Source organism: Acidovorax cavernicola (assembly GCF_003581445.1).
The window spans coordinates 89,444-113,619 of the sequence record NZ_QXMN01000017.1; the positions used below are offsets into that span (position 1 = coordinate 89,444).

Below are 24,176 nucleotides of genomic sequence, written 5' to 3' on the forward strand. Positions count from 1 at the left end.
TTGTCTTTCGTATCGATCAAAGTTGCACGACGCTGAAGGACTTCAGCTCGACGGTGTGGGGAACCTCGGACATCGACAGCACGCGCAGGTGCGGCATCACCCGCTCCGACAGCGCTCGTACGTGACGACGCAGCTCCGGCGCGCACAACAGCACCGGGAGCAAGTTGCTCTTCATCATTCGCTCAGCTTGCTGAACCAGGCGCTTCATCAACTGCTCGGACATGCGAGGGTCAAGCACGAAGGCTTGCGCGCCGGCGGCATCGGCTGCAACCTGAATGCTCTGGAGAAACTGGCTCTCTATGGCTGGGTCAAGCGTCAACACCTGCAACGCGTTGGCTTCGCCAAGCAGTCCTTGGCAGATGGCATGACCGAGCCGCTGCCGAACGACCTCGGTCAGCTGGCCCGATTCGCGCGTGGTCCGGCCAGCATCCGCCAGCGTCTCCAGGATCGCCTCGATGTGCCGGATCGACACCTTCTCGCGCAACAGGTTCTGCAGCACCTTCTGCACGTCGCTGGATGACAGGACGGTCGGAATAAGTTCTTCGACGAGCCCCGGCTGGTTCTGGCGCACGCGCGCGAGCAGCCGATCGACCTCGGCACGCGTGAGCAACGTTGCCGATTCGCGCCGCAGCATCTCCGTGAGGTGCGTCATGAACACCGTGGGCGCATCCACAAGCGTGTAACGCGCCTGCGTCGCGGCCTCACGTTGACCTTCTTCGATCCACAGCGCCGGCAGTCCGTAGGTCGGATCCCGCGTCGGCTCGCCCGGCACGGACTTGGTATCGCCGGAGGGATGGATCGCCAGCAGCCGATCCGCTCGCGCCTCGCCCTTGCCGACCATCACGCCGTCCAGGTGGATCTCGTAGCGATCGGCAGACAGGCGCGCGGAGTCCTTGAAACGCACGCGCGGCAGCACCAAGCCGAATTCCTGCGCATGCTGCTTGCGAAAGGTCGACACGCGCTCCATGAAGACGCTGCCGGGCTGGTTGATCACCGGCACCCAGTTGCTGCCGATGTGCACCTCGATCGGCTCGACATGCAGCTGCGCATAGGGATCGTCGGACTTGGCGTCCTCCGCGCCATCGCCATCGCCAACCGTTCCGTCCACGCCTTCTGTCGCGCCCGAAGTGCCATCTGCGGCCTTGAGACGGGCGCGTCGATAGAGCATCGTCGAGGCAAGAAGGAAACACAGGGCCAGCACCAGCGTAGGCACCGCGGGGATTCCCGGCAGCAGGATCAGCCCGCCCAGCGCCATGGCCACCAACAGCAAGGTCTTCGGGAACGAGCTCACCTGCCGCAACGCCTCGCGGCTCAGGTTCACGTCCGACGAGGAACGGGTGACGATGATGCCGGTGCCCACCGCGATCACCAGCGCCGGCACCTGAGTAACGATGCCGTCGCCGATCGTCAGCAGCGTGTACGTCTGCAGCGCCTGCCCCCAAGGCAGGCCGTGCTGCATCACGCCGATCACCAAGCCGCCGATGATGTTGATCAACAGGATGATGATGCCGGCGATCGCGTCGCCCTTCACGAACTTGCTGGCACCGTCCATGGCACCGTAGAAGCCCGCTTCCTTCTCGATGTTCTTGCGCCGACGCTGGGCCTCGGCCTGATCGATGAACCCCATGTTGAGGTCGGCATCGATGCTCATCTGCTGGCCCGGCATGCTGTCCAGCGTGAAACGCGCCGCGACCTCCGACACCCGCTGGGCACCGCTGGTGACCACCACGTACTGCACCACGATGAGGATCAGGAAGACGATGAGGCCGATGACGTAGTTGCCACCCACCACGAACGCCCCGATGGCACCAATGACCCGTCCCGCATCTCCATCCGAGAGGATCAGCCGGGTCGCCGCCACGTTGAGCGACAGCCGGAACAGGGTCGCGATCAGCAGCAGCGACGGGAAGGTCGAGAACTCCACCGGCCGCGCCATGTAGAAGGTCAGCAGCAGGACCAGGAAGGCGAATCCGAAGTTGCTCAGGATCAGGAAGTCCAGCAGGCCGCTGGGGATCGGCGCGAACAGCACCACCAGCACACCCAGCACCAGGAGGACAAGTGCAATGTCGCCGTGCTTGCCGAGGACGCGGCCCAGAGCGTTCACGCGTGCGCTCCCGTAGCAGCGGCACGGCCGTGGCGCTGTTCACGCATGGCGAAGACCCACACGATGATTCGGGCGACTTGAGCGTAGAGCTCCGGCGGAACCATGTGGTCTACCGCGAGCTCCTTGTAGAGCCTGCGCGCTAGCGGCGGATTTTGGACCACAGGGATCTGGTGGCGCGCCGCGATCTCCCGCATGGCTGCGGCCATGTTGCCCGCCCCCTTGGCGAGCATCTGTGGCGACACCATGCGGCCATGCTCGTATTTCAACGCGACGGCGATGTGGGTCGGGTTAGTGATCAGAACATCGGCGTTGCGGGTCTGGCGCAAGGCGACGCTTCGCTTGAAGGTCTCGCGGCGAAGTTCGCGCAGGCGGGCACGAATGCGTGGGTCGCCTTCGCGCTGCTTGACTTCGTCTTTCATCTCGCGCTGGCTCATCCGCATCTTCTTGGCGAACTCGTGCCGTGTGTACATGAGATCGACCAGCGCGATCAACGCCAGTACCAGCGCCATCTTGAGCCCGACGCTCGACAGGTCGTCGACGAGCATGCGCAAGTAGCCGATGGGCGACAACGACGCCAGTGCGTAAAACTGTCCGGTCAACGCCTTCAGCGCGAGGTATGCAACAAGAGTGAGTAACACCAGCTTGACCACCGCGCGCGCCGTGTCGAAGAGCACGCGCATGGAAAAGATGCGCTTCAAACCCTGCACCGGGTTGATCCGATTGAAGTCGATCTTGACGGGCTCGACGGAAAGGATCGGCCCGGTCTGCATCATGTTCGCGACGATGGCGGCGAGCATGATGGCTGCGAAGAACGGCGCCGCCAGCGACAACGCGGCACGCAGCGAATGCTCGATGAGGAACCACAATCCGGCGCCCGACGGATCCATACGAGCAGCCTGGATCAGAAGCGCCATGTCGAAGCGGAACTGGCTCTCGAGCGACCCGAATCCGCGCCAGGTGAGATAGACCATGGCCACGCAGAAGACGAGCGCGGACACCACGTCCGCGCTCTTGGCCACCTGCCCGCGCTCCTTGGCGCGCTCGAGTTTGAAGGGCGTCGCCGCCTGGTTGCGATCCAGATCCTGCTCAGCCATCAGCGCGCTCCCTGCGCAGGTGCGGGCACCGACTGAAAGATCCCGTCCCAGGTGACGGCGATGCCCGAATACACGCGCGCCATGACAGCCCCGACGCCGGCGAACCAGAACGACAGCGCCACCAGACCGACGACGATCTTGATCGGGATGCCCATGGCGAACATGTTCATCTGTGGCAAGTTTCGGCCAATCACGCCAAGCGCAAACTCGACCAGCAGGATGCAGAACACCACTGGCGCCACCAACGCGAAGCCGAGGCTGAACAGGCCTGCGGCCTGTTTGATCACTGGCGCGACGGCATAGCCCATGGGCCATGACGCGCCCAGCGGGAACTTCTCCAAGCTGTAGGCGATGCCGCGCAGCAGCGCGTGGTGCCCATTGAGGATGAAGAACAGCAGCACGGCCAGGTAGTTGAAAGCGGAGGTCAGCACGGGAATGGGTCTGTGCGTGACCGGATCGACGATCTGCGCCATCCCGAATCCCAGTTGAACGTCGAGCAACTGGCCGGCCACCGAGAAAGCGCCGAAGGCCAGCAAAATGCCCAGGCCGAGCGTCGCGCCCAGCGCCAGTTCACGCATCGCGGCGAGCAGCAGTGCACTCCAATCCGTCCACTCGACAGAAGGTGCGCCGAGACCGCTAGCGATGGCAAGAGCCAGCCCCAGTGTTAGCAGCGAACGGACCACTGGCGGAAGCGGCAGCGCATAGAGCACCGGCGTCATCGCGAACGTCGCGGCGATGCGCAGCGCCAGCAGCCCGATACCGGTCAGCCAAGCGGCGCCCACGCCAGGGGCCAACACCGCAGCGGCGGATTGCATTTGCGAGGGGTTCACGAGAAGGGTCCGAAGACGTCAGAACATCGCGGGGATCGCGCTCCAGAGCTGAACCGTGAACTGAGTCAGCTTCCGAAGCATCCAGGGTCCCGCCACGATCAACACCGCACCCGCCGTGAAGAGCTTGGGCACGAAGGTCAGAGACATTTCCTGGACTTGGGTGACCACTTGAACAACGCTGATCGCGATGCCAACCAGCATGGTCAATCCCAGCAGGGGCAAGCAAAGCAGTAAGCCTGTCCAGAACAAGTCGGACATCATTTTTAAAGCCAAATCTGCGTGCACCCGATCACTCCCGCCCTAGTACTGCGCTATCGCTGTCTGTCAGACAACGCCGCATTTACGAAACTGTTTGCAACGATCCTAACGCCACCTCAGCCCTAGTCTTAAAGAAAATTAACCCTTAAAACTTAACAACTACAAAGGTGCATACATTCCACTAATTTCCGTGGTCGGAGGGCGTCATTCGACCGTTGAGAGATGATTCCCCAATGAAAAAGGGCGTTCACTGGACTTCAGTGAACGCCCTTGGACGTTGTGTTGGTGGAGCTGGGGGGATTTGAACCCAAGTCCGCCCCACGCCCAGCGCGGGCTCCGCCGGTCACGTGCGAAACGCGTGCGAATCGTCTCCGCCTTTTACCACCCCGCCCAAACACCCCGCTGGGTGCACCACCCCGGTGCGAGCTACCATGCCGCCGGAGGAGTCCAACCATGCGCCTTTTGTTTGTCGCCGCCCTTTTCGCCGTCGCCCAGCCGTCGTGGGCTCTATATAAGTGCGTCGGCGCCGGCGGTGCCACCAGCTTCCAGGAAACGCCCTGTGAGCGCGCGCAAGCGCAGACAGCCATCAAACCCCTGGTCGAGGCACCAAAACCCGCCGTCGCCCCATCTGGACCGAGCGGCGAACCCTCCAGCGCGGTCACGGCCGGGCGCCCCACGCTCGACCAGCAGGTCAAGGACGCGGAGGCCGACCGGCTGCGGAGGGAGGCCGGCTACACCCTTCGCGACAAAACGGCCCAGCTCGAACGGCACCGCCAAGCCTGTGATAGCCAGCAACGGGAGATCCTGGCGAACACTGCCCGAGCCCGGAACAACCTCGCAGGCGCAACCTACGCCCAGTCGATCGCAACGGAAGCCAACGCTGCCGCCCTGCGCTGCGAAACCAGGGGGCGCGAGATTCAATCCGAGGTCGAGGAAGCCCGCCGGCAGTGCACCGCACGCGGTTGTTCCTGACACCGCAGCTACTTCGACGGCGCCAGCAGCGCGCGATCGTTTTCGACCAGGCCGAGCAGCAGCGCTACTTCGGCGTCTCGCCCTTCGAGAGCGCGTCGAGCCTCGATAAGTAGTTGTCCACCTTCCGCAGCAGCGCCTGCGAGGACTTCGGATCGATCCGCGACACGCTCGCAGGCAACGGGGTCGCTTCGGGCTGCTTGGCGATCACGGGCGGCGCTGGCGGCAAACTGGCGGGACAGCCGGTCAGCACGAGCGGCATCATCAGCACGGCCAGCCTCCAGCGTTTGAACGATCCGGGTGTAGACATCGACGATCTCCTGTTGTTGCGCTGCGTGTGTGAGCTGTAGCCCTGCGACACGCTCAGCCTCGCGCAGGGCAGCGCGGTTGCGGTCGCTGGTTTCGGTGGCGCGGGCCTGGTGCTCTTCGGCCAGCGCCGTCTTGCCCTCGGCGACGCGGATGGTTTGCAGCCCGAGCAGGGCGAGCAGCGCCGCAATGACGGCCAGCTGCCAATTGGCAAGCACGAGCCGAAGCGCGGTCATCATGCGAGCGCCTTTCGAGCCTTGACGCTCATGGCTTCCACTTCGTGGAGGCCAAAGGATCCGCCATTCACGACCCGCCGCACCTTCGTCGTATCCCCAAGGAAGGCGTCGGGCACCTTGCCCTCCCACCAGTCGATGGCGAACTCGAGCGCGTAGTGGGGCTGCTCGGCCAGCTCGGGCAGCGTTAGCAAGTCCTGCCCGCTGCGCGATGCCTGCCAGGCGTACCCGTCGCGGAACGTCAGCATGATCAGCCCACGGCCCGGATAGCGTGCCCCGTCACCACCGCCTTCCGGTCGATTGCCGCCGCGCCCGCCATAGCAAGCCTCGAAGAATGCCGGCTCGTTGAAGGCGAGCGCGTCAGCGCGCGGGACCAGCGACCTCCACCGCGAGCCAGGCGGCGACGCATTGCCCATGTCGCGGATGCGCTGGGCGCTGTATTTCCCGTTCTCCTTCAGACGCGTGAGCATCTGACTTTCAACCAGCACGGTTGGCAGGAAGTCCCACAAGTCGACGTCGCCTTTACTGAAGCTGTCGGGCTTGATCGTCGCCGCGAAGACGGTCGACCACTTGATGCTGTTGGTCGGGTCTACGCCGCATGCACGCAGAATGCGGGCCCAGTCATTGGCATTGCGTTCCATGGTCGCTCCTATTTGTCGCCGAGTGGCATCACGTCCGAGGCTGGCGGAATCACCTTCGCACCGGCTCGCAGGTTCTCGTTGGTCTTGTCGAGCTTGCTCGTGACCAGCTGGTTGAGGCGGTTAAAGAACGCCACGCGGGTCCACCCCGCCGCGACGATCACCACCATGCGGATGTCGCGCGTGATGAGGTCGGGCCACTTTGACGTGATCGCGAGCATCAACAGGTACGCGGCGCCGCCGGCGAGGAACGAAACCACCAGGTCTTTCCGTGCCTCTTTCAGCACGCTGTAGACCACGACGTTCTCGGTCGCGAGCGTGAAGATGGTGCGCAGCGCGCCGCCGAGCAGCCCGGCGACCGCGCCCCACATCAGCGATTCATAGTCGAAGCCGCGCACTTCGACCGCGAACGTAGCCGCGTAGACCACGCGCATGAAGCACAGGCCCCAGACAGCCAGCAGAAATTGGACGATGAGTCGATTTTTCATCTTGCGAAGAACCAGTCATGCAGCTTCCGCAGTTGCTGCGCGTTGAGGGATACCGCGAAAAGCAGCGAGAGAAAAAGCGACTCCATCGCCTGCCGGCCATAGAGGAAAGACAGCGGCCCCGAATCGAGCGGAACGGCGAGCACGGCTAGGTAGAACCACGTCAGCGAGGTGATCGCCGCAGCGAGGCAGGCGGCCTTGCGCGGCCAGCGGCACGCCAGCGAACGCGGGAAGAAGACCAGCGCGATGGCATGGGGCAGCATCAGCAGAAGCGCGACGACGAACAGACTGCCGACGAAGCCGGTGGCACGTGCGAGCGACGCCACCTTGAAAAGCATCGAGGGCGCGATCTGGTAGATGTAGGTGATCGGCCCGATGAGGTCGTTGGCGAATGACAGCGTCACGTAGATCGTGAGAAGTCGCACCTCGAGCCGGTCTTGCTCCGAGGGCGTCGGAATCCTGACGGCCGCGACGTGGCGCCGCACGTCGGCCTCGGTGGTGGTGGTCTTGATGGTCACGTTCGCGCTCCTCTGCGGTGGTGGTGGTTCATTGCCGGTCCTCAGATTTCGATGATGTCGATAGGTAGATCGCCGGCGGCTTCGCCTTCGATCACGCCGCCGCGCACGAACACGGTCAGCCCAGCCTCGGCCACGCCGACCGCCTGGATACGGCCGCCGCCAGGCAGCTCGATGGTGGAGATGCCCTCCACTATCGACAGCACGACGCCAGCCTGGCGCGGCGGGCCGCTCACGAGGTTTTCAAGTTGCTTCCAGGGGTTAAACATGGGTTTCGACTCCAATGGTTTGCCAAATCGTGAGCTTCTTATCCGCGCGCTCGACCTCGGCCGCGACGCTTCGCACCAAGCCGATGCGCGTAGTGGCGCCATCGACGTAGCGCACGAACTTTCCGGGCGGGATGATTCCGGTCTCGGCCAGCACTGGAAGGCGCAGCGACACCGCGGCCTGGCGTCCGGTGTCCGCCAGCACCGCCAGGCCGCGCTGGCGGGTGCCGATCGCGTTGGTGCCGAGCTGCGCCGTAACCATCGGCGCCTCAATGTCGCCGGCCGTGCCCTGGCGCGTGATCTGGCCGAGCCGGCCCGACTTCATGCCGCGCACGAAAACCCGGTTGTAGTTGGGCTTCTCGGTCCACACGACGGCCTCTTTCTGCACCACGTCGGACGGCAGCTCATAGTCGGGCACCACGTCGCCCCACTCCCATGGCTTGGCCGGGTAGCGCTTGAGAACGCTTAGCGCCTTATCGCTGCGGTGCGCCTGCACATAGGCGCCCGCGTCAGCAGCGATCGCGTTGATGGCACTCATGTAGCTGCCTTGGTGCGAGAACACGCCCGCGGGAACCAGCCAGTCCTCGGGCTTCCATCCCGCGTCAATGTCCCACCCCAGCGAGACGCCGTTAAAGGTGAGCACATCGGCGGCCAGCTGCTGCACAGTGCGATCGGCGATGTTCCCGAAGGTCATCACCGGCGAGTAGGGCGCGTCGAGCACGGCCGCGCGACCGCGGCCCGTGATCGTGAGGTCGGAGCGGCCGAAGGTGCGGTCGCGGCTGATGCCTTCGACGATCGCGCGGTAGGCGACGCCGTTGATCGTGGCCTCCAACTCGACGGGCACGCCTCCGACGGGCTCCAGGTCGGAAAGCGCTTCACCAGGTACCCGCGCGGTAAATCCCCAGGTCCAAGAGTCCGCGTCGATCGTGAGCGACATGGCGGTGTTGGGTATGAGCACATTGCCGACGACGCGACGAAGGCTTGCGGTGTTGATCACTGTGTAGATCCTCCGAACCGGAACGACGACCGTTCCACCAGGCTCAGGCGGTAGGTGGCGCTCGCAGATGAAAACGAGGTTGGTGTCCGCGCTCCACAGCGCCGAGAACACGAGGTTGCCGGTGGGCACGTAGCACGGCTCCGGTCGGGGTGGGATGGGCGTGTCACCGAGGCCAGGGACTGGCCTGATCGCGTCTTGGTAGCGGGTGCGGGAACCCACCTCGATCGGCCGGCCATAGCCGTCGTGCTCTGCGAAGGCCGCGTGCAGCGCGATCGCGTCTTGGTAGCGGGTGCGCGCTTGATTGCGGATCTTCTGCCCGTCCTGAAAGCGCACGACGGCCGACGTGCCGAGCGGCGCTCCGTTTTGAAACCGAACGGCGCGTGCGAGCGGTAGCCGCTGTGAATCTTGAAACCGCGCGACGGCCGACGTTCCCAGCGGCATGCCTTCCTGGAACCGATCACGCGAGGCGCGCCGCATGCGCTGCGTGTCGGCCCATCGCGCCCGCACGCCAACGCGCAGCGGGACTGCAGACTGAAACCGGGCCTCTGTTGCGACAGGCAGGCGCGCCGCACGCTGGGCTCGGTCCTGCGTGCCCACAGCCATCGGCAACGCATCTTGGAAGCGAGCGCGCGTGCGACCGACAAGGGGCCGCTGCGTGTCCGAGCGATAGACGACCTCGCCGGACAAGGTGGGCTTGGTGAGCACAACCGCGCCCGACACACCGATACCGAGCGCAACACGGCCCGACAAGGTCGGCTTCGCAAGCGTGATCGCGCCACTGATGACCGCATCGGTGATCGGATTGCTGCCGTCGTCACCGAAGACGAGGTGCGCAGGCTGCGCAAGGGGCGCGGCGCGGAAGACGAGGTCAACAGATGCCACGTCACGCCATCTTCAGCTCGGCCAGGATCGCACGGGCGCCGGCATAGAGCAGCGTCCCCGTGGTGCCGCTGACCTTGAGCGCGCCGGAGCCCAACGTGTCGGTCACGTCCCCTGTGCCGAGCAACGCGCCGGCACCGTTGTAGAGCTCGAAGCCATCGGCCTCGCCTTGCTCATGAATGAAGTCGCCCGTGGCGTCCCCCTGCGCGAAGACCAACTCGTGGGCGACCAGTGAGGCGGCCGGCTTCGCGAAGATCATCGTCACGAGAGCCGTCGCGCCCTCGTACAAGATGGCGTAGGCAGGCTCTGCATCCGCATCGAGCAGAGCCGCCACGCCGAGCAGCATGGCGTCGTTTGTGGCACCGGTGTGCGTGAAGGCCATAGGTTCAGGGGTCCGTGAAGATGAGGACGCTGGAGGTCATGGCGTTGCCTGGAGTAACGGCGTCCGTCGTTGCGAACCCGGTCGTCACCTCCGACACGCTGAGAAGGCGCCATGCGACCGCCAGGCGGTTGTCATTGCTCGCCGACACAGGACGCGCAATCTCGTTCCACCCCAGCGAGTAAATCTTTCCCTGTCCGATGTAGCCCGCGAAGGTCGCAGCCGCGATAGCAATTTGGTTCTTGCTGATGGCCGACGACACGGCCGGCACCGCAACGAAGGCGTCGCTCGTGCTGTTCTTGACGAGGTGCCCTTCGGTTGCAAATGCTGGCGTGCCGGTCGGGCTTGAGAGCGCCAGCATCTGCCCCTGCAGCCGCAGATTGCTCGTCTGCCCGAAGGTGTAGCTCGTGGTCGTGCTGCCATCCCCTGCGACGGCGGTCTTTGTGTAGACGTGAACCTCGGTTGTCGCACCCGAGCCCGTGGCCCCGCCCGATGACGAACGCAATGTCCAGCCCGCGGGCGTTGCTGCGGCCGACGAGCGAACCGAAACGATGGCGACGAGAAGGTCGCCCACCTGCGTCGTGTTCGGCACCGTCAGCGCGATCGTCGTGGCCGTGCTGATTTCCTGAAGCGGCGATGCACCTCTCAGTGCCAATTCGGGCACCGGGATGACGGGCGTCTCGATGAGATCGGGCGCGAGGTTGTCGCCAACTACCGCCCGGTGGTCATGCTCGTAGTCGTAGCTGATGACGGTGTACCGCTTGCGCTCGTCGACGTAGTCAAACTGATAGGCGCCCGTGACACGGTCACTCCACTGCTCCCGAATTACCGTACCGTCCTGCTCGCGGATGAGCCGAACCAATCGGCGCACGGGCACGTCGGGCGAGCCATCCTCTTTGACCGTCCCATTGATCCGACCAACGCCAAGCGCCCACGAGTCGGTGTAGTTGTACTCTCGCCGACTCTTTCCCAAGTGGTCGAGTACCATCGCCGAGAGAGGTTTCGCAATGCTTGCGAGCGTGTTGATACTCACGATGTCGCCGGCCAGCGCAGCGCGCCCCCTCATGATGTTGTGGCGTCGAATCAGAGGTGCTTCTGACCAGTCGGACGCCCCCGCCACCGGGTAGGTGAAGCCCGAGCCTTTCAACGTCGCAGTCGACATCACCTGTACGCCACTGGTCGTCCCCACGTAGGGCACCAAGGTCAAGCCCAGCAGCCCCGTGGCGCTCGCCACGCCCTGAGACACACCATTCCGATAGAACGTCAAGGACCCCACGGCGAAGTCGATCACGACTCCGATCACGTCCCCCGCAACGAATCCAGTGCCGTAGGGCGTAGCCGCCCCCGCGAGGTATTTGTTGCCGTTGCGGTTGTATCCGTAGCTCCCGGCGCCGCTGCCCACGTAGGTGCTCGGGTTGGCTGCTGCGGTGCCCACTCCTACGGCAAAGTCTGCGGACGGCGCAATCGAAGTGACCGTCACCTCAAATTGAAGCTTCCCCGTGGACTTGTAGACCAGGCCTTTGCCCGAGGTTGCGTTGGCCGTTCCGAGCACCAACTGGTCCGCGCTCAACGTCGACCATGTCCGCGCGCGATCCACAAAGGACCATACGTTTGTGGCGTCGACACTGTCCGTTTTTGCACGGGGCCCGGGCCAGGTGAAGCCTGCCAGCAGGAGGAGGTCGGTCCAGGTCGAAGCGTCGTCCGAGAATTGAAGTCGCGCCGCCAACGGGAACTTCACAGCATCGTTGCCCGAACCGAACCGGATGTCCGACACGTCCATCGAACCACCGACCCCAGCGTCCCACGTCATCACGAGTGCCGAAACGGCGCTCGCCGACCACAGGGCCCCTGTTGATAGGTCGTCATCCTGCAGATTCACAAGCGCACCCGACGTTGGCGCGATGTTGCTCGTCAACGTCGCCGATGCGTCGACGCGTGTAGTTCCTGAGAGCAGATGGAACTCGCTGAACTCCAAGCCGACGAGGCCATAGGCCTCGAAGCCGAGCGCGCGCCAATAACGATGTGCGGCCATCCTTCGTTACCGCCAAGGGCCGGTCACGTCGACGAAAGACGCCCCCGTGTTTCCAGTGGTCGGCGTGCCGGACATCGAAGCCTGCGTCGGGTTCAGCGCCACCAGGGTGCGTCCCGCAAACGCGCCGGCCCCTGGAATGCGGTCGTTCATGCGAAAGCTATCGAAGAGCAAAGTCTGCGGGGAACTCACTAGACCGGGGCAGTCCGCCCGCGGCGGCGCCGTGGTGACGGTTGTTGCGAAGTAGCGTCGACTAAGCTTGAGCGAGCCATCTACCAGGCTCGGAAACGAACCAAACGTGGAGTCCGCACCCGAGAGAATGTTCTGGCCGGTGTACGGCAAGCAAAAATGCTGTGCAGCGGACCCCACGCCAGCGAAAGAGCGAGGAAAGACCGCGTAGCCCGACGCTTGAGTGCCATCGAGCGCAGAGTCGTACATCGAAGCAGAGCCGGGCTGAACCGAGTGGCTAAGAAAACATGCGAATGCATCGCCTCCCGGCTTGAGAGCGATGGCATCGCCAAACCCTCTCGTGCAGCCTTGCATAAAGGAGGGGCTTTGCGGCAGACCCGGGGCGATGTGGATCAAGAAAGTGCGGCCATCGGCGACCAACACCCACGCGACAGGGGCTGATGTAGCAACGGTGCTTTTGGGCCAGTACCCACCGCCTGAAATCTGCGCCGTAGTCGGGAAAGGACCTGCACCCGTGTTGACATCCGACATGGCCTCGTAGCCGATCACTCGACACTGCGTTGTGGCCGTGTCGTCCACACGCAGGAGCATCCCGGTCGATGCAACATCGGCCGACTTGTACGCCGCGAGGTTCGTGCCGCTGAAAGGCTTGAGCCAGCCGGCGGGCGCCACCTTCATAGTGATTGTGCCGGTGTAGGTGCCGTCAGGCAGCGCGGTCGCGAAAGTGCGCGTCGTTGCACCGGGCATGCCGGTAATCTTCTGCTCGCCGTTCAGGCCCGCGAAGCCCGCCGGCCCGCCGGTAACGCCTGCGATCTGCACAACCCCATCGACAAGCGAGGCATGCGTGCCGGTGTAGGTCGCCGTCGCAACACCACCGACGACGACGAGCGAGGTGAGAGTCTTCGTGTCGAAACCGTCTTTGAGGCACGCGTCGAGCAGCGCGATCATCGAGCCGACCGTGCCGCTCAGCACGGGCGCGTTCGCCATTGCGCTCGTGAAATATTTGACAGAGGTGTCCACTGGAGAGGTCATTGCCGGGCCTTAGATGATTGGGTTGTCCACGTCGCCGCGCACGAGCACTTCGAACGAGTAGTCTTCGCCGGCTTCTGCGCCGGGGGTGATGGTCTGAGCGAGCCAGAAAGTGGGCAGCGCGCCAACGGTGTTGACGCGCAGCAGGTTGCCGACCGCCCAGCCAGAACCCCATCCGCCGACTGGGATACGCAAGTACGGTGCGCCGGCGTTGTTGTTCATGGGCGCCGTCTCGGTGTTGATGCTGCCCTCGCCGATCACACCGAGGTGTTCGCCGATGATGTCGAACGTCATCGTCGACTTGAACCGGAAGGCCCACCGCTCTGTGACCGCTCCGGCATTCGTGACCTCGATCGGAAAATCGATGTCGTTGTAGGTCGCGGTCGCCGAGTCCCCTACCAGCGAGTCGGTGAAGGTCTGCGGACTCCAGGTGGCTTGATCGAAAAGCAGCGACACGCGAGCGGCCAGGTCGCCCGTGATGAGCGCGCTGGAGATGTAGGAGCCGGCCGGATAGTTGTGCGTCAAGGGGCGCATGCCCGTCAGCTGCCCGTTGATCTGGGCGTCGCGGGTCTGCGTCATGTCTTCGATGCGGTGTTCCACGCGCATCGGCTGCACGAAGCCCGTCACATCGGTCCAGGTGACGATACCTGCCTCAAGATCGACCGTGTAGCCCGTGTGCTGCGTGGCGCCGTCGCTGCCGATCACGCGCACGCGGGACAAGCGCGTGCGGCCGCAATTCACGGTGCCGCCAACGATCGCGGTTGCGGGCGCGGTGGTGTCCTTGTGGCCGATGACATGCGCGCCGCCAGGCCGGAAGATCGGCACGCGGCCGTCGGTCGGCAGGCGTACAGGATCGATGCCCAGCAGGGCCGCGTCCAGCGGCAGGTACGTGAAGGCCACGGCGTTGAGGCGAACCGTCTCCTGGCGGATCAGATCGACGTAGGCATTGGTGACACCCGGCACCCCGAGGAACGTCAAGTCAGCCTGCGTCTGCCCGCCGGCGCCCGTAGGCGTGACGCCGACGATGATCACGACGCCCGTGGTGTAGTTGACCTTGCCCTTGACGCGCGCCGCGTTGATGTAGCCGTCGCTGTCGGCCGTGACGTTGAAGGTCGTGCCGTCCTGCATGGTCCCGAGGATCGAGACGCTGCCGGTGCGCAGCGGCGCGGTTGGCACCCGGAACGTGATGGCGTAGGTGCTGAAGGGCGTGTCGGGGCCGTTGACGGGCGCGCCCGCCACCCCGCGCCAATTGCTGACAGCAGGCGATCCGCCGGCCGTCCACGCGTCGAGCAGCACCTCGCCCTGCGCGGGCGTCATGGTGCCCACCGTGGTGCCGTTCCCGGTCACGGGCGAAGGGTTGACCTGCACCGCGCCGCTGGCCTTGACCACGTAGTCCTGCCCTGCGCGGCTGAACCGCACGCCCGACAGGGAGAACGCGTTGGCGACGTTGGTCTTCAGATGCAACCGGTCCATGTCGCCGGACAGCACTTCGGCGCCCGCAGCGCCCGACGAGAAGGTCGCAGCCGCGCTGGTCACGCCCGAAAGGTTCATCGACAGGATCGTGCCGAGCGCGACGGAAGCGAAGGGGACGCGCTTGAGTGCCGCGCCGGCATCGAGGGGGTTGAGAGTGACGTCGGTCATGTTGTGCCTCAGGCAACCACGATGTCGCCGGCGAAGTCGCCGGGTTGTCGCAGGAAGACGTTGTCCCAAGCGGTCGCGAGCAAAGCGACCGGCGTGGGGATGACGGTGTTAGCGGTCAGCGAGAACGTGCCGGCGGCGTAGTTGATGCTGCCGACCACCAGGCGCGCATCGCCGAGCAGCAGCACGAGCGCGCCCGCGGCGTCATCGACGATGCGGTACGTGGTCGCAGCGCCCCAGTTCACGACCGGGTTGTCCTCGTAGATGGCCTTGATCTGCCCCGTCACGTCCAGAGAGACGGAGCCCGGGGTAACGCCGGTCACGCCGAGGTCGCCCGATCCGCCAACGATGGAAACCGTGGCTGCGGTCTTCGCGCCGGTGTCCACGTTCACGGTGATGGGCGTGCCCGGTGCGGGGAGCAAATTCGGGCTCAGCCGGAAAGTGCCGCGCGCATAGTTCACCGTGCCCGTGGCATCGCCGGTGATGTTGCCGGCGCCGTCGTCGTGCGCCGACCGGGGGGCACCATCGTTCCAGGCGATCGTGAGCGCACCGGGCTTGATCGCCTTCGCGCCGGCCTCAAGGCTCGAAACGCCCGAGGTGTTGAAGGGCCAGTAGAAGCGCCCGTTGTTGTCGAGGGTCAACACCTCGCTCGACCGCGCTGCGTCAGGCTCCACCCACTGGTAGATGACGAAGCTGCCCACGTCTGGCAGCGCGCCCAACGTCACGAGAACGGTGCCGGTGTCGAAGTTCAGGTTGCCGGCGCCGAAGCTGCTGTCGGGGCCACGGATCGCGCCGTCGCCCTGCTCGCGCAGCACATACCAGCGCCCCTGGCTCATGTAGCTGATCGACAGCGTGCCGCGCGCGGGGGCCGGCTCGATGGTTCGCACGTAGCTCAGGGACCGCGTCTCGGTCTTGACCTCGAAGCCCTGCGACTGGCTGACCGCCTGAGGGGCCGCGCCGGGCGCGTAGGTGACGGTGAAGGTGCGCCCGCCGGTGCCGAACACGTCGGTCGTGAGCACGGCAATGCCGTTCTCGTAGTCGATGGTTCCGACTTCTGCGCCGCCGGACAGGAGGCGCCCGCCGCTGTCCGTGACGGAGATTGCATCCGCCAGGATCGACAACGTGCTCGGGGCGATGGAGCCGCCCAAGGACAGGCTCTGCGTCGTCGAGAAGATTGCGTTCAGGCTCTGCACCACGGCGGCGCCCGAAGACACCACGGCGGCGGACAGCTGGTTCATGCGCGCGTCGGCGATCGGCGTCTCGATCTGGGCCGAGGGCACGAGCTGGGTGAACATGGATTCACCCTTGATCGTGAAGGCGCCGATGCTCGCAGGCTCTTCGAGGCGCGTCACACCGTAGTAGCGCGCGGCGTTTGCGACGACCGTGTCGCTCAGCTTGGTGAGCTGGGCAATCTGCGCCTTCGTGTAGTCGAACCGCGACATATCGAAGCCGGGGAAGTCCTGCGCCAGCGTGTTGCCCAGCCGCAGCGTGAGCACCCAGCGCTTGAACAGCCCGCGGTCGTCTTCGAACTCCCGCTCTTCGGCGGCGGCCTCGATGACCCGCACGTACTGGCGGAACTCGTCGGGGAAGCCCTCGCGCTTCGTGAGCACCATCGTGGCGCCGATCGGCGGGGTGTTGCTGGTCTTCTGGAAGATGAGCAGCGTGTCCTGATGCTGGATGTGATTGCCGTAGAGGTAGGCCGGATACTGCGGGCCGATCGACAGGTAGGCCTCGATCCGCGAGACGGCTTCGACACGGCGGTCGAACGTCTCGCCCGTGCTGAAGGCGGTCATCGAGATATTCGGATCGTCGGGCGGCTCCGAAATGATGACGTTCGACCCTTGGTACACATCGACGTTGTTGGTATCGACATGCACCGCCAGCTTGCGCAGCTTCACGCGGCCGAGCGCGCGGTCCAGTTCGGACACGTCGGGGAAGATGGCGTTGCTGGTGCCGTCAGGCACGACGACGCCGGTGGGTGCGCCGCCGCCTTCGGGCACGTCGGCCATCACCTGGGTTTTGACGAGCTTCAGGTCGCCCGCGAAGATGGTCACTTGTTAGATCTCCATGAATTTGAGGGTGGTCAGGTAGTAGTCCGAAGGCAGCGGATCACTGAAAGGGACGACGGGCTTCGCGTCGACTGCGGGTTTGTCGAAGTGACGAAACTTGACCTGCCGCGCAACGCCGCGCATGGTCAGCGTGAACTCGGCGCCGGGGATCGCGCCCCACAACTGGAGCCGGTCAATGTCCTCGCGGATCATCCAAGCGCTGCTGTCGTCGGGTGGCTGCAACGTGATCGGCCGACCTGGCCGCGTCGCGTCGCCGTCGACCTGCTCGATAAGCGCGCCCGTGAGGCCCACGTCGACCGTTTGCTCGACCGGGCTGTACTGGTATTCGTCGACCCACAGCAGGTCATCGTCGAGCGGCAGCACTTCCGTGCCGTATTGGAGGGTGTTGCTCATGACGACCGGCCCTTCGCGCGGCCCAGCAGGCCGATCAATTTCTTCGCGTCCTCTTCGGACCCCATGTTGAAAGAGTCCGAGGCCCCGCTCGGCACCTTGAGCTCGACTTCGTGCTTCGTGCTCTTCTCGCCGCCCTCGAGGCGCTTCACGGCGTCCTCGAATTGCCGACGCGTCGCCTGCCAGGCCGCGTCGTCTCGCCGCCCCTCAAGCGAGATGAACGACCCCTTCTTGTCGATGTCGTTGTTGATCTGCGCGTTCTGCCGGAGCGCTCCGATCACCGTCTTGAGGCTTTGCACGTCGCCGGCGTCGAGCTGGCCGGCCTTGAGCTTGTCGCGCAGGGTGAACATGAGCGAGTTGTCGACGGCGTTCTGGCCGGCGAGTCGCTCTTCGCGAGTACTCCCCGTGGTGGACTTGATTTCCTGGCCGCCCGAAGGAATCACGCCTGGCGCTTGCCCGCGCTTGTCCTGACGCGGATCGAGCCCGATGGTGGCGGCGTCCTGCCGGAATTGCCGCGCCGCGCGCGACGCCCTTCCGTAACCGTCGACGGCCGCTTGGCCGAAGCCTTCGACGGCCTCTTTGTTGCGCAGGATCGCGTCCTCGGTCTCGAGCCAACTGGGCGCCATGCCCTTGTTCGCGGCGATCGCATCCTCCGCCATCTTTGTGAACGCGGTGCGCAGCTGGGTCGCCGTGGCCTGGCCGCTGTTGCGCAAAACGTCGTAGGCCTCGCGCGAGCTGGCGGCCGTCGTGCGCAGCGCCTCCGCGCTCTTTAGACCGAAGAGGCTCATGGCTTCGGCCACGCTCTGAATACCCGGCTTCAGTTGCTCCAGCTTCACGCGCACGGCATCGGCCTGGACGTTGAGCTGGGCCAGCAGGCCGTCAGCGATCTTGTCGCCGAGCTGCTTGCGCACCGCTTCGATCTGCCCGCGCAGCGCGTCGATCGACTTTTGGCTGTCAGCCGTTTCGATGCCGCGGCCGATGCTCGCGACCAAGGCGGTGCTGGTGTCGACGCCAGCTGCCTTCAATCGGTCGAGCGACGTGATGATGGCCTCGGTGTCGTTGATCGCGCTGCGCGAGGCCTTGCCCGAGCCGCCGGCGAGCACGTCCCACTCCAAGCCCGTGCGACGGATGGCTTCACGCGCCGAGCCGTCGAGCACTTGCGCCATGCGTTCGACCTCGCGCGTAGTGCCGGCGAACGCGGCGCGGGCCTTCGTTTCAAACACTGCCAAGTCTTCGCCCTTGAGCGCTTGTGCCCAGGCGTCTTGGAACTGCTGCGCCGTCAGCTTTCCGTCGGCGGCCAGCTTGTCGAGCACGGCGCTCGCGTCAGCGATGCCCTTCACGCTTGCGAGATCGAAGTCCTTGCCGATCTTCGCAATGGCGTCGGCCGCGCTGTCACCCTTCGTGCGCATTTCGTCGAATCGACCGATCAGGCCGGTCGCTTCTTTCGACAGCTCGAATTGCTTGTCGCGAGCCTCCTGCAACGCGATGGCCATCTGGCGCTGCTGGGCTGCGTTGGACTTCGCATACTCTTCCTGGAGCTGCAGCGCTTCGTTGGCCCTCTCGATTTCCTTGCCATAGCCAGCCCACTTCGCCGCGCTTTCGCCGAGCCAGGTGCCCAACTCCTTTGCGTTCGCCAGGACCGCGAGGTAGATGTTGACGCGGGCCAGTCCGCTGATGAGCCCGCCAACGGCGCCTGAGGCCTTCGAGGCGCCTGCAGCCACTACCCCACCAGCTGCGCCGGCGGCGTTGCCTGCGGCGGCGCTGGCACGCTGCGCGGCGGCATTTGTGACGTGGGCGGCGGTGTTGATACCGACCGCGGCCGTATTCGCCTGCACGGCGGCCGTCGCGGCGGCGCTGGCTGTGGCCCAACGGTACACGTCTGCGGCCAGGCCGGCGATCTTGATGGCGGCCCAGGCCTTGCCCGCGGCGAACAGGACCGACACCAGCGTGTCGAGGTTGTGCGCCAAGCCGTCGATCACCTTGGCAACGTTGGCGCTCGAGGCCATGCCGTTGTCGCTGGCACCGACGTACAGGGTCCACTGGGTGGAAAGATTCTGCAGCGATCGGCCGACAGTGGCCGGCAGCTTGTCGAATTCGGCCTTGACCGTGTCGGCTTGCTTGGTGAGCGCAGTGATGACCGTGGCGCTGGTCAACGCGCCCTCGTTCGCCATCTTTCGCAGCTCGCCCGTCGTAACGTTCAAGCCTTGCGCCAAGGCCTGCGCAAGCCGCGGCGCTTGCTCCATGACGCTGTTGAACTCTTCGCCGCGCAGGACGCCCGACTGCAAGCCCTGGATCAACTGCGTGACGGCCGCAGCCGAAGCGTCGGCGCTGCTGCCCGACAGCTGCACGGCCTGGTTGATGGTTTCCGTCAGGCCCAGTGCCTGCGCGCTCGCCGCTTGTGTCGACAGGCCGGCGTCGGTGCCCGTCTTCGCCAAACGCGCGAACAGCGTGCCGGTGCCCTCGAGCGCGCTGTTGGTGGCGAGCGCGACCTGCGTGACGCCGCGGAAGGCTTGCTCGAAGTTGCCGCCCTCACCCGTCGCCAGCTTGATGCGGGCCTGGAGATTCTTGAATTCGTCGGCGGTCGCGGCGACGTCCTTGACCATGCCGCCGATGAAGCCGCCGCCCACTGCCACGGTTGCAATGGTCTGGATCCGGCGCAGTTCATCGCCAATCCCGCGCACGCCGTCGCGCACGGTGCGCGCGTCGGCGACCTGCCGAGCGGCAGCAGTGCTCGACGCCTGTGCGGCCTGCGCGAACGCCGGCGCCAGGCCGGCAACACGCTCGCGCACTTGAGCGATCGCCACGCCCAAGTCGCGCTCCACGGAGGCCAGCTTGTCGGCCGCGATGCCATGGGACTCCAGCGCAGCGCGCGAGGCCTCCAGGGCGCGCGACTTGTTCCCCAGCTCACCGCTCAGCTTCCGGGAGCTGGCGACGGTCTTTTCGTATTCCGTCGACAACGCGCGCTCTGCCGTCTCGGCGGTGCGCGTGGCGGCACTGGCCGCGGCCAACTCGGCGCGTTTCTGCGTGAGGTTGGTGCGCAGGTCCTTGACCGACACCAGGAGTTGGGCGTTCGCTTCGCGGTAGGCGTCGGAGCTGCGCGCGCTGCCCGTGTATTCGGTCCGCAGCGCGGCCATGGCCGTCTGCTGCTCTTTCAGGTCGGCTGTGGCGCCGTCGAGCGCAGCGCGGGCACGTGCCTCGGCCTCGGCAAAGCGCGCGGTTGCCGCGGCGGCCTGCGGCAGCTCGGTGCCCAGCCGGTCGACGCTGGCCGTGGCCTGATCTAGCTCGGTCGTGAGCTGCGCGGTGGTGCGTCGCAGCTCGGCAAAGTTTTGGACGGCGTCTTTTCTGGCGCCCAGCAGATCGAGCGCGTTGGCGGCTTCGATCGCCTGTTGCTTGAGCCCTCCCTCCAGGGATTCGCCCAGCGATCGCACCGTGGCCGCGAGCTGGCCGACGTCGGGTTCGCCCTTGATGCCGGCTTCGATGTCGTACCTGATTTTTGGATCGGTCACGCGCGTTTTCTTCTGTCAGGGTTGAAGGGCAAGAAAAGGCCCCAGCGCGACGCCGCGCCAGGGCCGGGAGGCAGCTGCTGCCGCTTAGGCGGGCGCGTCGTCGAAGTCGACGATGTAGGGCTCGGCTTTGCCCGCCGGAATCACGCAGGTGCCTTCCAGCTGGATGCCGTTGAAGTCATCGGCCAGGAAGTCGAAGCCCTGCGTCGAGCGGAGCGAGGCCTCCCACACTTCGGCACGCATCGGGCGGGAGTCCACCAGATTGACGCCGACGAAACGCGCCTGGGCGCGCACCTGCACCTGCGTACCGCCGCGGATCCGCGTGCCCGACACCGCGTTCGCCGTGCCCGCCACCGTGATCACTTCGTTCGCCGCTGCCTCGCCCGTGGAGAGGAACTTCACCTCGCCGGTCGCGTAGTTCACGACGTAGTCGGTGTCCTTGGTCAGCAGGCCCGCGGTCGCGCCGGTGAACGTGAGGCCGGCTTCGACGACGTTGCGCTTCAGCAGCGCGACCCACTTGTCCAGCTTCGCGTTGACGGTGCCCGCGATGCTGCCCGCGGCTTGCGAGTAGGACGCGAGCACGCCCTGGAACTGCATCGCCATCGCCGTCTTATCGGCCGCGGAAATGGTGATCGCGATCTTGGTGGGCTTCGCGAGCGGGACCGACGCGATGGCCTGCCCGTAGTTCAGGTGCTTCTTCGACGTCTTTTCCTTGACTTCGGAATCGGGGGTGAGCTCGAACTTGTCGGCGCCCAGCTCATCGCCCCATCCGAGGTAGGCCTGCGTCGCCGGGTCGTACACGTTGAGCTGCACGGCGCCGGCGCCGAGGATTGCTTGTGCTTCTGCTTCTGCCATTTTGAATACTCCAGAGAAAAAGGGAACGGGTCGACCTAGCCGCCAAGAAGGCCGAGCTGGTCGCGGTATGCGAGCGTGAAGGTGCCCAGCACAAGGCCGCCCCCCACGTCGATGTTTTCGAGCCGGAACGTGATCTCGCCTTCGCGGTGGTTGCCCACCTGGCAGATCGCCTTGAGCCGTGGCAGGGCCGCCTTGAGCGCCAGCTTCGCCACGCGGTAGTCGCCATGCGAACCGCGGCGGGGTTGCTCCGTGCGGTTGACGACGCCCACGTTGTAGCGATACACGCGCTCGGATGGCTTGTCGGAAGGGCCGTCGGACACGTCCTCGAAAAAGACGATCCGCTCGCCTTCGGCCAGGTCGGTCACGCGCACCGGGTTGTTGATGAGCTTGGCGCCCACCAAGCCCGGCGCAGCGACCAACGCCGAATAGAGCGCATCGCCGATCGCGTAGGCAGCGCCGAAGGGCCAAGCGTCGACGGCGCTCATGCGGTCGCGCTGCTCAGCAGCGCCTCCACCTCGAGCCCATCGTTCACTCGCTGCGGCGCCTCCAGCAGCCGGAAGACCGTGCCGATCGGCACGCCTGGCCCGCCATCCTCCACAGCGACCAACTTGTCATCGGCGCGCACGTCCTGGCCGGCCACGAAGCGCGCGGTGCGAGTGGCCGCGATGGACCGCCCCTCCAGCACTTCGCCGTCGACGGTCCCGAGAATCAGCCGCACGTCGAGATCGTCGGCGGCAGGCCGCACACGCCTGAACAGCGGCGCAAAGTCGGGGCCGTAGAACACGGCGGCCAGGTCGTGCGCGTGATCGATCACGAGTTGGCCTGCTGCGAAGAAGCGGCGACGTCGGCCAGGGCCTTGGCGTCGGCGTCAGCCTTTTCCTTGGCCTCGGCATCGGCGAGGGCCTTGGCGTCGGCATCGACCTTTTCCCTGGCTTCGGCATCCGCCTTGGCCTTAGCATCGGCGTCAGCCTTTTCCTTGGCTTCCTGATCGGCCTTGGCCTTCGCGTCAGCCTTGGCCTTCGCGTCAGCCTTGGCATCGACTTCGGCCACCATGCCCAGGTCGATCAGGCGCCGCGCATCCTTGTCGGCCATCGTGAGGATGGCGTCGACCTCGGCGCGCTTGCGGTCGTGCTTGACCGGCGACAGGACGACGACTCGCATTTAAGCCGCCCCGGTGAACAGGAAGCCAGCCGACGCGCCCACCAGCACGGGCTGGTAGGCGTCCGACACCGGGTAGTACCAGGTGTTGGTGTTTTCGTCGAAGTAGGCCTCTTCGGCATTCGGGCCGTCCTGGAGTTGGTAGGTGTAGCCGTAGTTCGGCGAGCCCATTTCCTGCGCGCTGGCCGGCGTGGTGAAAGCCAGCACGGCGTTGGTGCCCCACACGTCGACGAAGCTGGCGCCGTCGTGGTACACGGCCTCTCCTTCGATGATCGTCTCGATTTCCAGGATGGCCTGGAGTTGGGCGATCGACGCCGGCGGGCGATCGGCGGCCGTGCTCATGCGGTCCAGGATCTTCGGGTGGCGACGCAGTGCGCGCAGCGGCTTCGGGCCGAGCGTGAGCACGTTGGGCTTCTCGCCGGTTTGCGAGCGGATGGCTTCGCGGGCGTCGTCGATGTCAGTGGCCGGGTCGCTGGTCGGGTCGGTCCACTTGGAAGTGCCAGAGAGCGCTTCCTTGTTCGACGCGGCGTAGTTGGCCGGATCGGTTGCCAGCTTCGACGCTGCAACTTCGCGCTCCAGGGCCATGACGTTGAGCACGCGGCGCAGGGCCATCGCGCCCAGGTCGATGCCAGGCATTTCGCCGCCGGCTTCGCGCTGGTTCTCGACGGGCACCGCGCCTTCGAGGCGGTGGTCGACCAGCGCGAAGTTGCCCGATGCGTAGCCGTACTGCACGCGCTTGGTGTTGGCACCAGGTGCGCGCACGGTCGACACCAGGCGGAAGTCTTCGGTGCCGAACACCAGGATCTTGCCAGCGCTCTTGCCGACCGACACGATCGGAAAAAGCACGTTGGCGACCTTGGCCTTCGGGCTGCGATAGCCGCGGGCAACGGCGGTAAGCACCGGATCTTGGACACGGGCTTGGGCGAGATTGGGTTGGGGCATGAAATGCGCTCCTGAGAAAGTTGAATGTGGGGAACTGTTGAGGCCGACGCTTGCCGCGCTTAGACCGTCGGGATGCCGGTGCTCGGCGTGAGCAGCACTTCGATGACGGCACCCGCGGCAGCACCAGCGGCCAGCGCACGACCGCAGGGGTGCTTCGCCGAACCAGCCAGTGGGACGACACGGCCGGTGGCGTCGACCATCAGGAAGTCGTCCTTCACGACAGCGGCGCCGCACTCGACCATCGCGGTACCGATCACGTCGACGGCGACCGGGTCGCCGATCGCGGCGTCGAAGCGCGCGACGCCGAGCGCCTTGCCGCCAGCAGCGGGATAGACGCCTCCGGTGGTCACGAAGCGGGCGGTGGCGGTGGCCGCGGCTGCGATGACCGTCAGCGTGAGAATTGCGTTGTTCATGTTGGTTG

General features: G+C 65.5%; 24 protein-coding genes. 1 reads left to right on the plus strand and 23 read right to left on the minus strand.

Annotated elements, in window-relative coordinates:
• Positions 1-16 precede the first annotated feature (16 nt).
• The 4 genes from flhA to D3H34_RS15310 are packed head-to-tail and all read right to left on the minus strand — an operon-like array spanning position 17 to position 4,289.
• Positions 17-2,104 carry a flagellar biosynthesis protein FlhA gene (flhA, locus tag D3H34_RS15295; protein ID WP_119554366.1) on the minus strand — a complete coding sequence of 696 codons (2,088 nt, stop codon included), beginning with the start codon at positions 2,102-2,104 and terminating at the stop codon, positions 17-19.
• A complete protein-coding gene (locus tag D3H34_RS15300; protein WP_119554368.1) occupies positions 2,101-3,198 on the minus strand; it encodes an EscU/YscU/HrcU family type III secretion system export apparatus switch protein in 1,098 nt (365 codons plus the stop codon). Before D3H34_RS15300 ends, flhA begins: the two co-directional genes overlap by 4 nt.
• Positions 3,198-4,028 carry a flagellar biosynthetic protein FliR gene (locus D3H34_RS15305; protein ID WP_286185770.1) on the minus strand — a complete coding sequence of 277 codons (831 nt, stop codon included), beginning with the start codon at positions 4,026-4,028 and terminating at the stop codon, positions 3,198-3,200. Before D3H34_RS15305 ends, D3H34_RS15300 begins: the two co-directional genes overlap by 1 nt.
• A gap of 18 nt (positions 4,029-4,046) precedes the next feature.
• A complete protein-coding gene (locus tag D3H34_RS15310) occupies positions 4,047-4,289 on the minus strand; it encodes a flagellar biosynthetic protein FliQ (RefSeq protein WP_167481217.1) in 243 nt (80 codons plus the stop codon).
• Positions 4,290-4,739: 450 nt separating this feature from the next.
• Between D3H34_RS15310 and D3H34_RS15315 the strand changes: the two genes are divergently transcribed.
• Positions 4,740-5,258 carry a DUF4124 domain-containing protein gene (locus D3H34_RS15315; protein WP_119554374.1) on the plus strand — a complete coding sequence of 173 codons (519 nt, stop codon included), beginning with the start codon at positions 4,740-4,742 and terminating at the stop codon, positions 5,256-5,258.
• Positions 5,259-5,266: 8 nt separating this feature from the next.
• Here the strand turns inward: D3H34_RS15315 and D3H34_RS15320 are convergent, their stop codons facing one another.
• The 19 genes from D3H34_RS15320 to D3H34_RS15410 form a co-directional block, all read right to left on the minus strand.
• Positions 5,267-5,800: a hypothetical protein gene (locus D3H34_RS15320; protein WP_119554376.1), complete on the minus strand. Its 534-nt coding sequence runs from the start codon at positions 5,798-5,800 to the stop codon at positions 5,267-5,269.
• Positions 5,797-6,435 carry a glycoside hydrolase family 19 protein gene (locus D3H34_RS15325; protein WP_119554378.1) on the minus strand — a complete coding sequence of 213 codons (639 nt, stop codon included), beginning with the start codon at positions 6,433-6,435 and terminating at the stop codon, positions 5,797-5,799. Before D3H34_RS15325 ends, D3H34_RS15320 begins: the two co-directional genes overlap by 4 nt.
• Before the next feature lie 8 nt (positions 6,436-6,443).
• Positions 6,444-6,920, minus strand: coding sequence for a hypothetical protein (locus D3H34_RS15330; protein WP_119554380.1), 477 nt, complete (start codon positions 6,918-6,920; stop codon positions 6,444-6,446).
• Positions 6,917-7,435 (minus strand): hypothetical protein, encoded by a 519-nt coding sequence (locus D3H34_RS15335; RefSeq protein WP_119554382.1) that lies wholly within the window; start codon positions 7,433-7,435, stop codon positions 6,917-6,919. Before D3H34_RS15335 ends, D3H34_RS15330 begins: the two co-directional genes overlap by 4 nt.
• A gap of 41 nt (positions 7,436-7,476) precedes the next feature.
• On the minus strand, positions 7,477-7,701 hold the full coding sequence (locus D3H34_RS15340) for a hypothetical protein (protein WP_119554384.1): 225 nt from the start codon (positions 7,699-7,701) through the stop codon (positions 7,477-7,479).
• Complete coding sequence (locus D3H34_RS15345; RefSeq protein ID WP_119554386.1) at positions 7,694-9,577, minus strand: hypothetical protein; 1,884 nt, start codon at positions 9,575-9,577, stop codon at positions 7,694-7,696. Before D3H34_RS15345 ends, D3H34_RS15340 begins: the two co-directional genes overlap by 8 nt.
• Before the next feature lies 1 nt (position 9,578).
• Positions 9,579-9,956: a hypothetical protein gene (locus tag D3H34_RS15350; protein WP_119554388.1), complete on the minus strand. Its 378-nt coding sequence runs from the start codon at positions 9,954-9,956 to the stop codon at positions 9,579-9,581.
• A gap of 4 nt (positions 9,957-9,960) precedes the next feature.
• A complete protein-coding gene (locus D3H34_RS15355) occupies positions 9,961-11,985 on the minus strand; it encodes an SPRY domain-containing protein (RefSeq protein WP_119554390.1) in 2,025 nt (674 codons plus the stop codon).
• Between the two features lie 6 nt (positions 11,986-11,991).
• On the minus strand, positions 11,992-13,203 hold the full coding sequence (locus D3H34_RS15360) for a hypothetical protein (RefSeq protein ID WP_147400444.1): 1,212 nt from the start codon (positions 13,201-13,203) through the stop codon (positions 11,992-11,994).
• A 9-nt stretch (positions 13,204-13,212) separates the two neighbouring features.
• Positions 13,213-14,841 carry a hypothetical protein gene (locus D3H34_RS15365; protein WP_119554394.1) on the minus strand — a complete coding sequence of 543 codons (1,629 nt, stop codon included), beginning with the start codon at positions 14,839-14,841 and terminating at the stop codon, positions 13,213-13,215.
• 8 nt (positions 14,842-14,849) lie between these two features.
• Entirely contained in the window at positions 14,850-16,892 is a 2,043-nt protein-coding gene (locus D3H34_RS15370) for a hypothetical protein (protein ID WP_119554396.1), read from the minus strand.
• Positions 16,893-16,895: 3 nt separating this feature from the next.
• Positions 16,896-17,300, minus strand: a complete 405-nt coding sequence (locus tag D3H34_RS15375) for a hypothetical protein (protein ID WP_119554398.1) — start codon at positions 17,298-17,300, stop codon at positions 16,896-16,898.
• Positions 17,297-20,803 carry a tape measure protein gene (locus D3H34_RS15380; protein ID WP_119554400.1) on the minus strand — a complete coding sequence of 1,169 codons (3,507 nt, stop codon included), beginning with the start codon at positions 20,801-20,803 and terminating at the stop codon, positions 17,297-17,299. The genes D3H34_RS15375 and D3H34_RS15380 overlap by 4 nt, the downstream gene beginning before the upstream one ends.
• A gap of 84 nt (positions 20,804-20,887) precedes the next feature.
• Complete coding sequence (locus D3H34_RS15385; protein WP_119554402.1) at positions 20,888-21,655, minus strand: phage tail tube protein; 768 nt, start codon at positions 21,653-21,655, stop codon at positions 20,888-20,890.
• Positions 21,656-21,690: 35 nt separating this feature from the next.
• A complete protein-coding gene (locus tag D3H34_RS15390) occupies positions 21,691-22,140 on the minus strand; it encodes a hypothetical protein (RefSeq protein WP_119554404.1) in 450 nt (149 codons plus the stop codon).
• The gene (locus tag D3H34_RS15395) at positions 22,137-22,469 is read right to left on the minus strand and encodes a hypothetical protein (protein ID WP_119554406.1); all 333 of its coding nucleotides are present in this window, start codon (positions 22,467-22,469) and stop codon (positions 22,137-22,139) included. The genes D3H34_RS15390 and D3H34_RS15395 overlap by 4 nt, the downstream gene beginning before the upstream one ends.
• Positions 22,466-22,816 carry a hypothetical protein gene (locus D3H34_RS15400; protein ID WP_119554408.1) on the minus strand — a complete coding sequence of 117 codons (351 nt, stop codon included), beginning with the start codon at positions 22,814-22,816 and terminating at the stop codon, positions 22,466-22,468. The genes D3H34_RS15395 and D3H34_RS15400 overlap by 4 nt, the downstream gene beginning before the upstream one ends.
• Positions 22,817-23,755 (minus strand): major capsid protein, encoded by a 939-nt coding sequence (locus tag D3H34_RS15405; RefSeq protein WP_119554410.1) that lies wholly within the window; start codon positions 23,753-23,755, stop codon positions 22,817-22,819.
• 59 nt (positions 23,756-23,814) lie between these two features.
• The gene (locus D3H34_RS15410; protein ID WP_119554412.1) at positions 23,815-24,168 is read right to left on the minus strand and encodes a capsid cement protein; all 354 of its coding nucleotides are present in this window, start codon (positions 24,166-24,168) and stop codon (positions 23,815-23,817) included.
• Positions 24,169-24,176 lie beyond the last annotated feature (8 nt).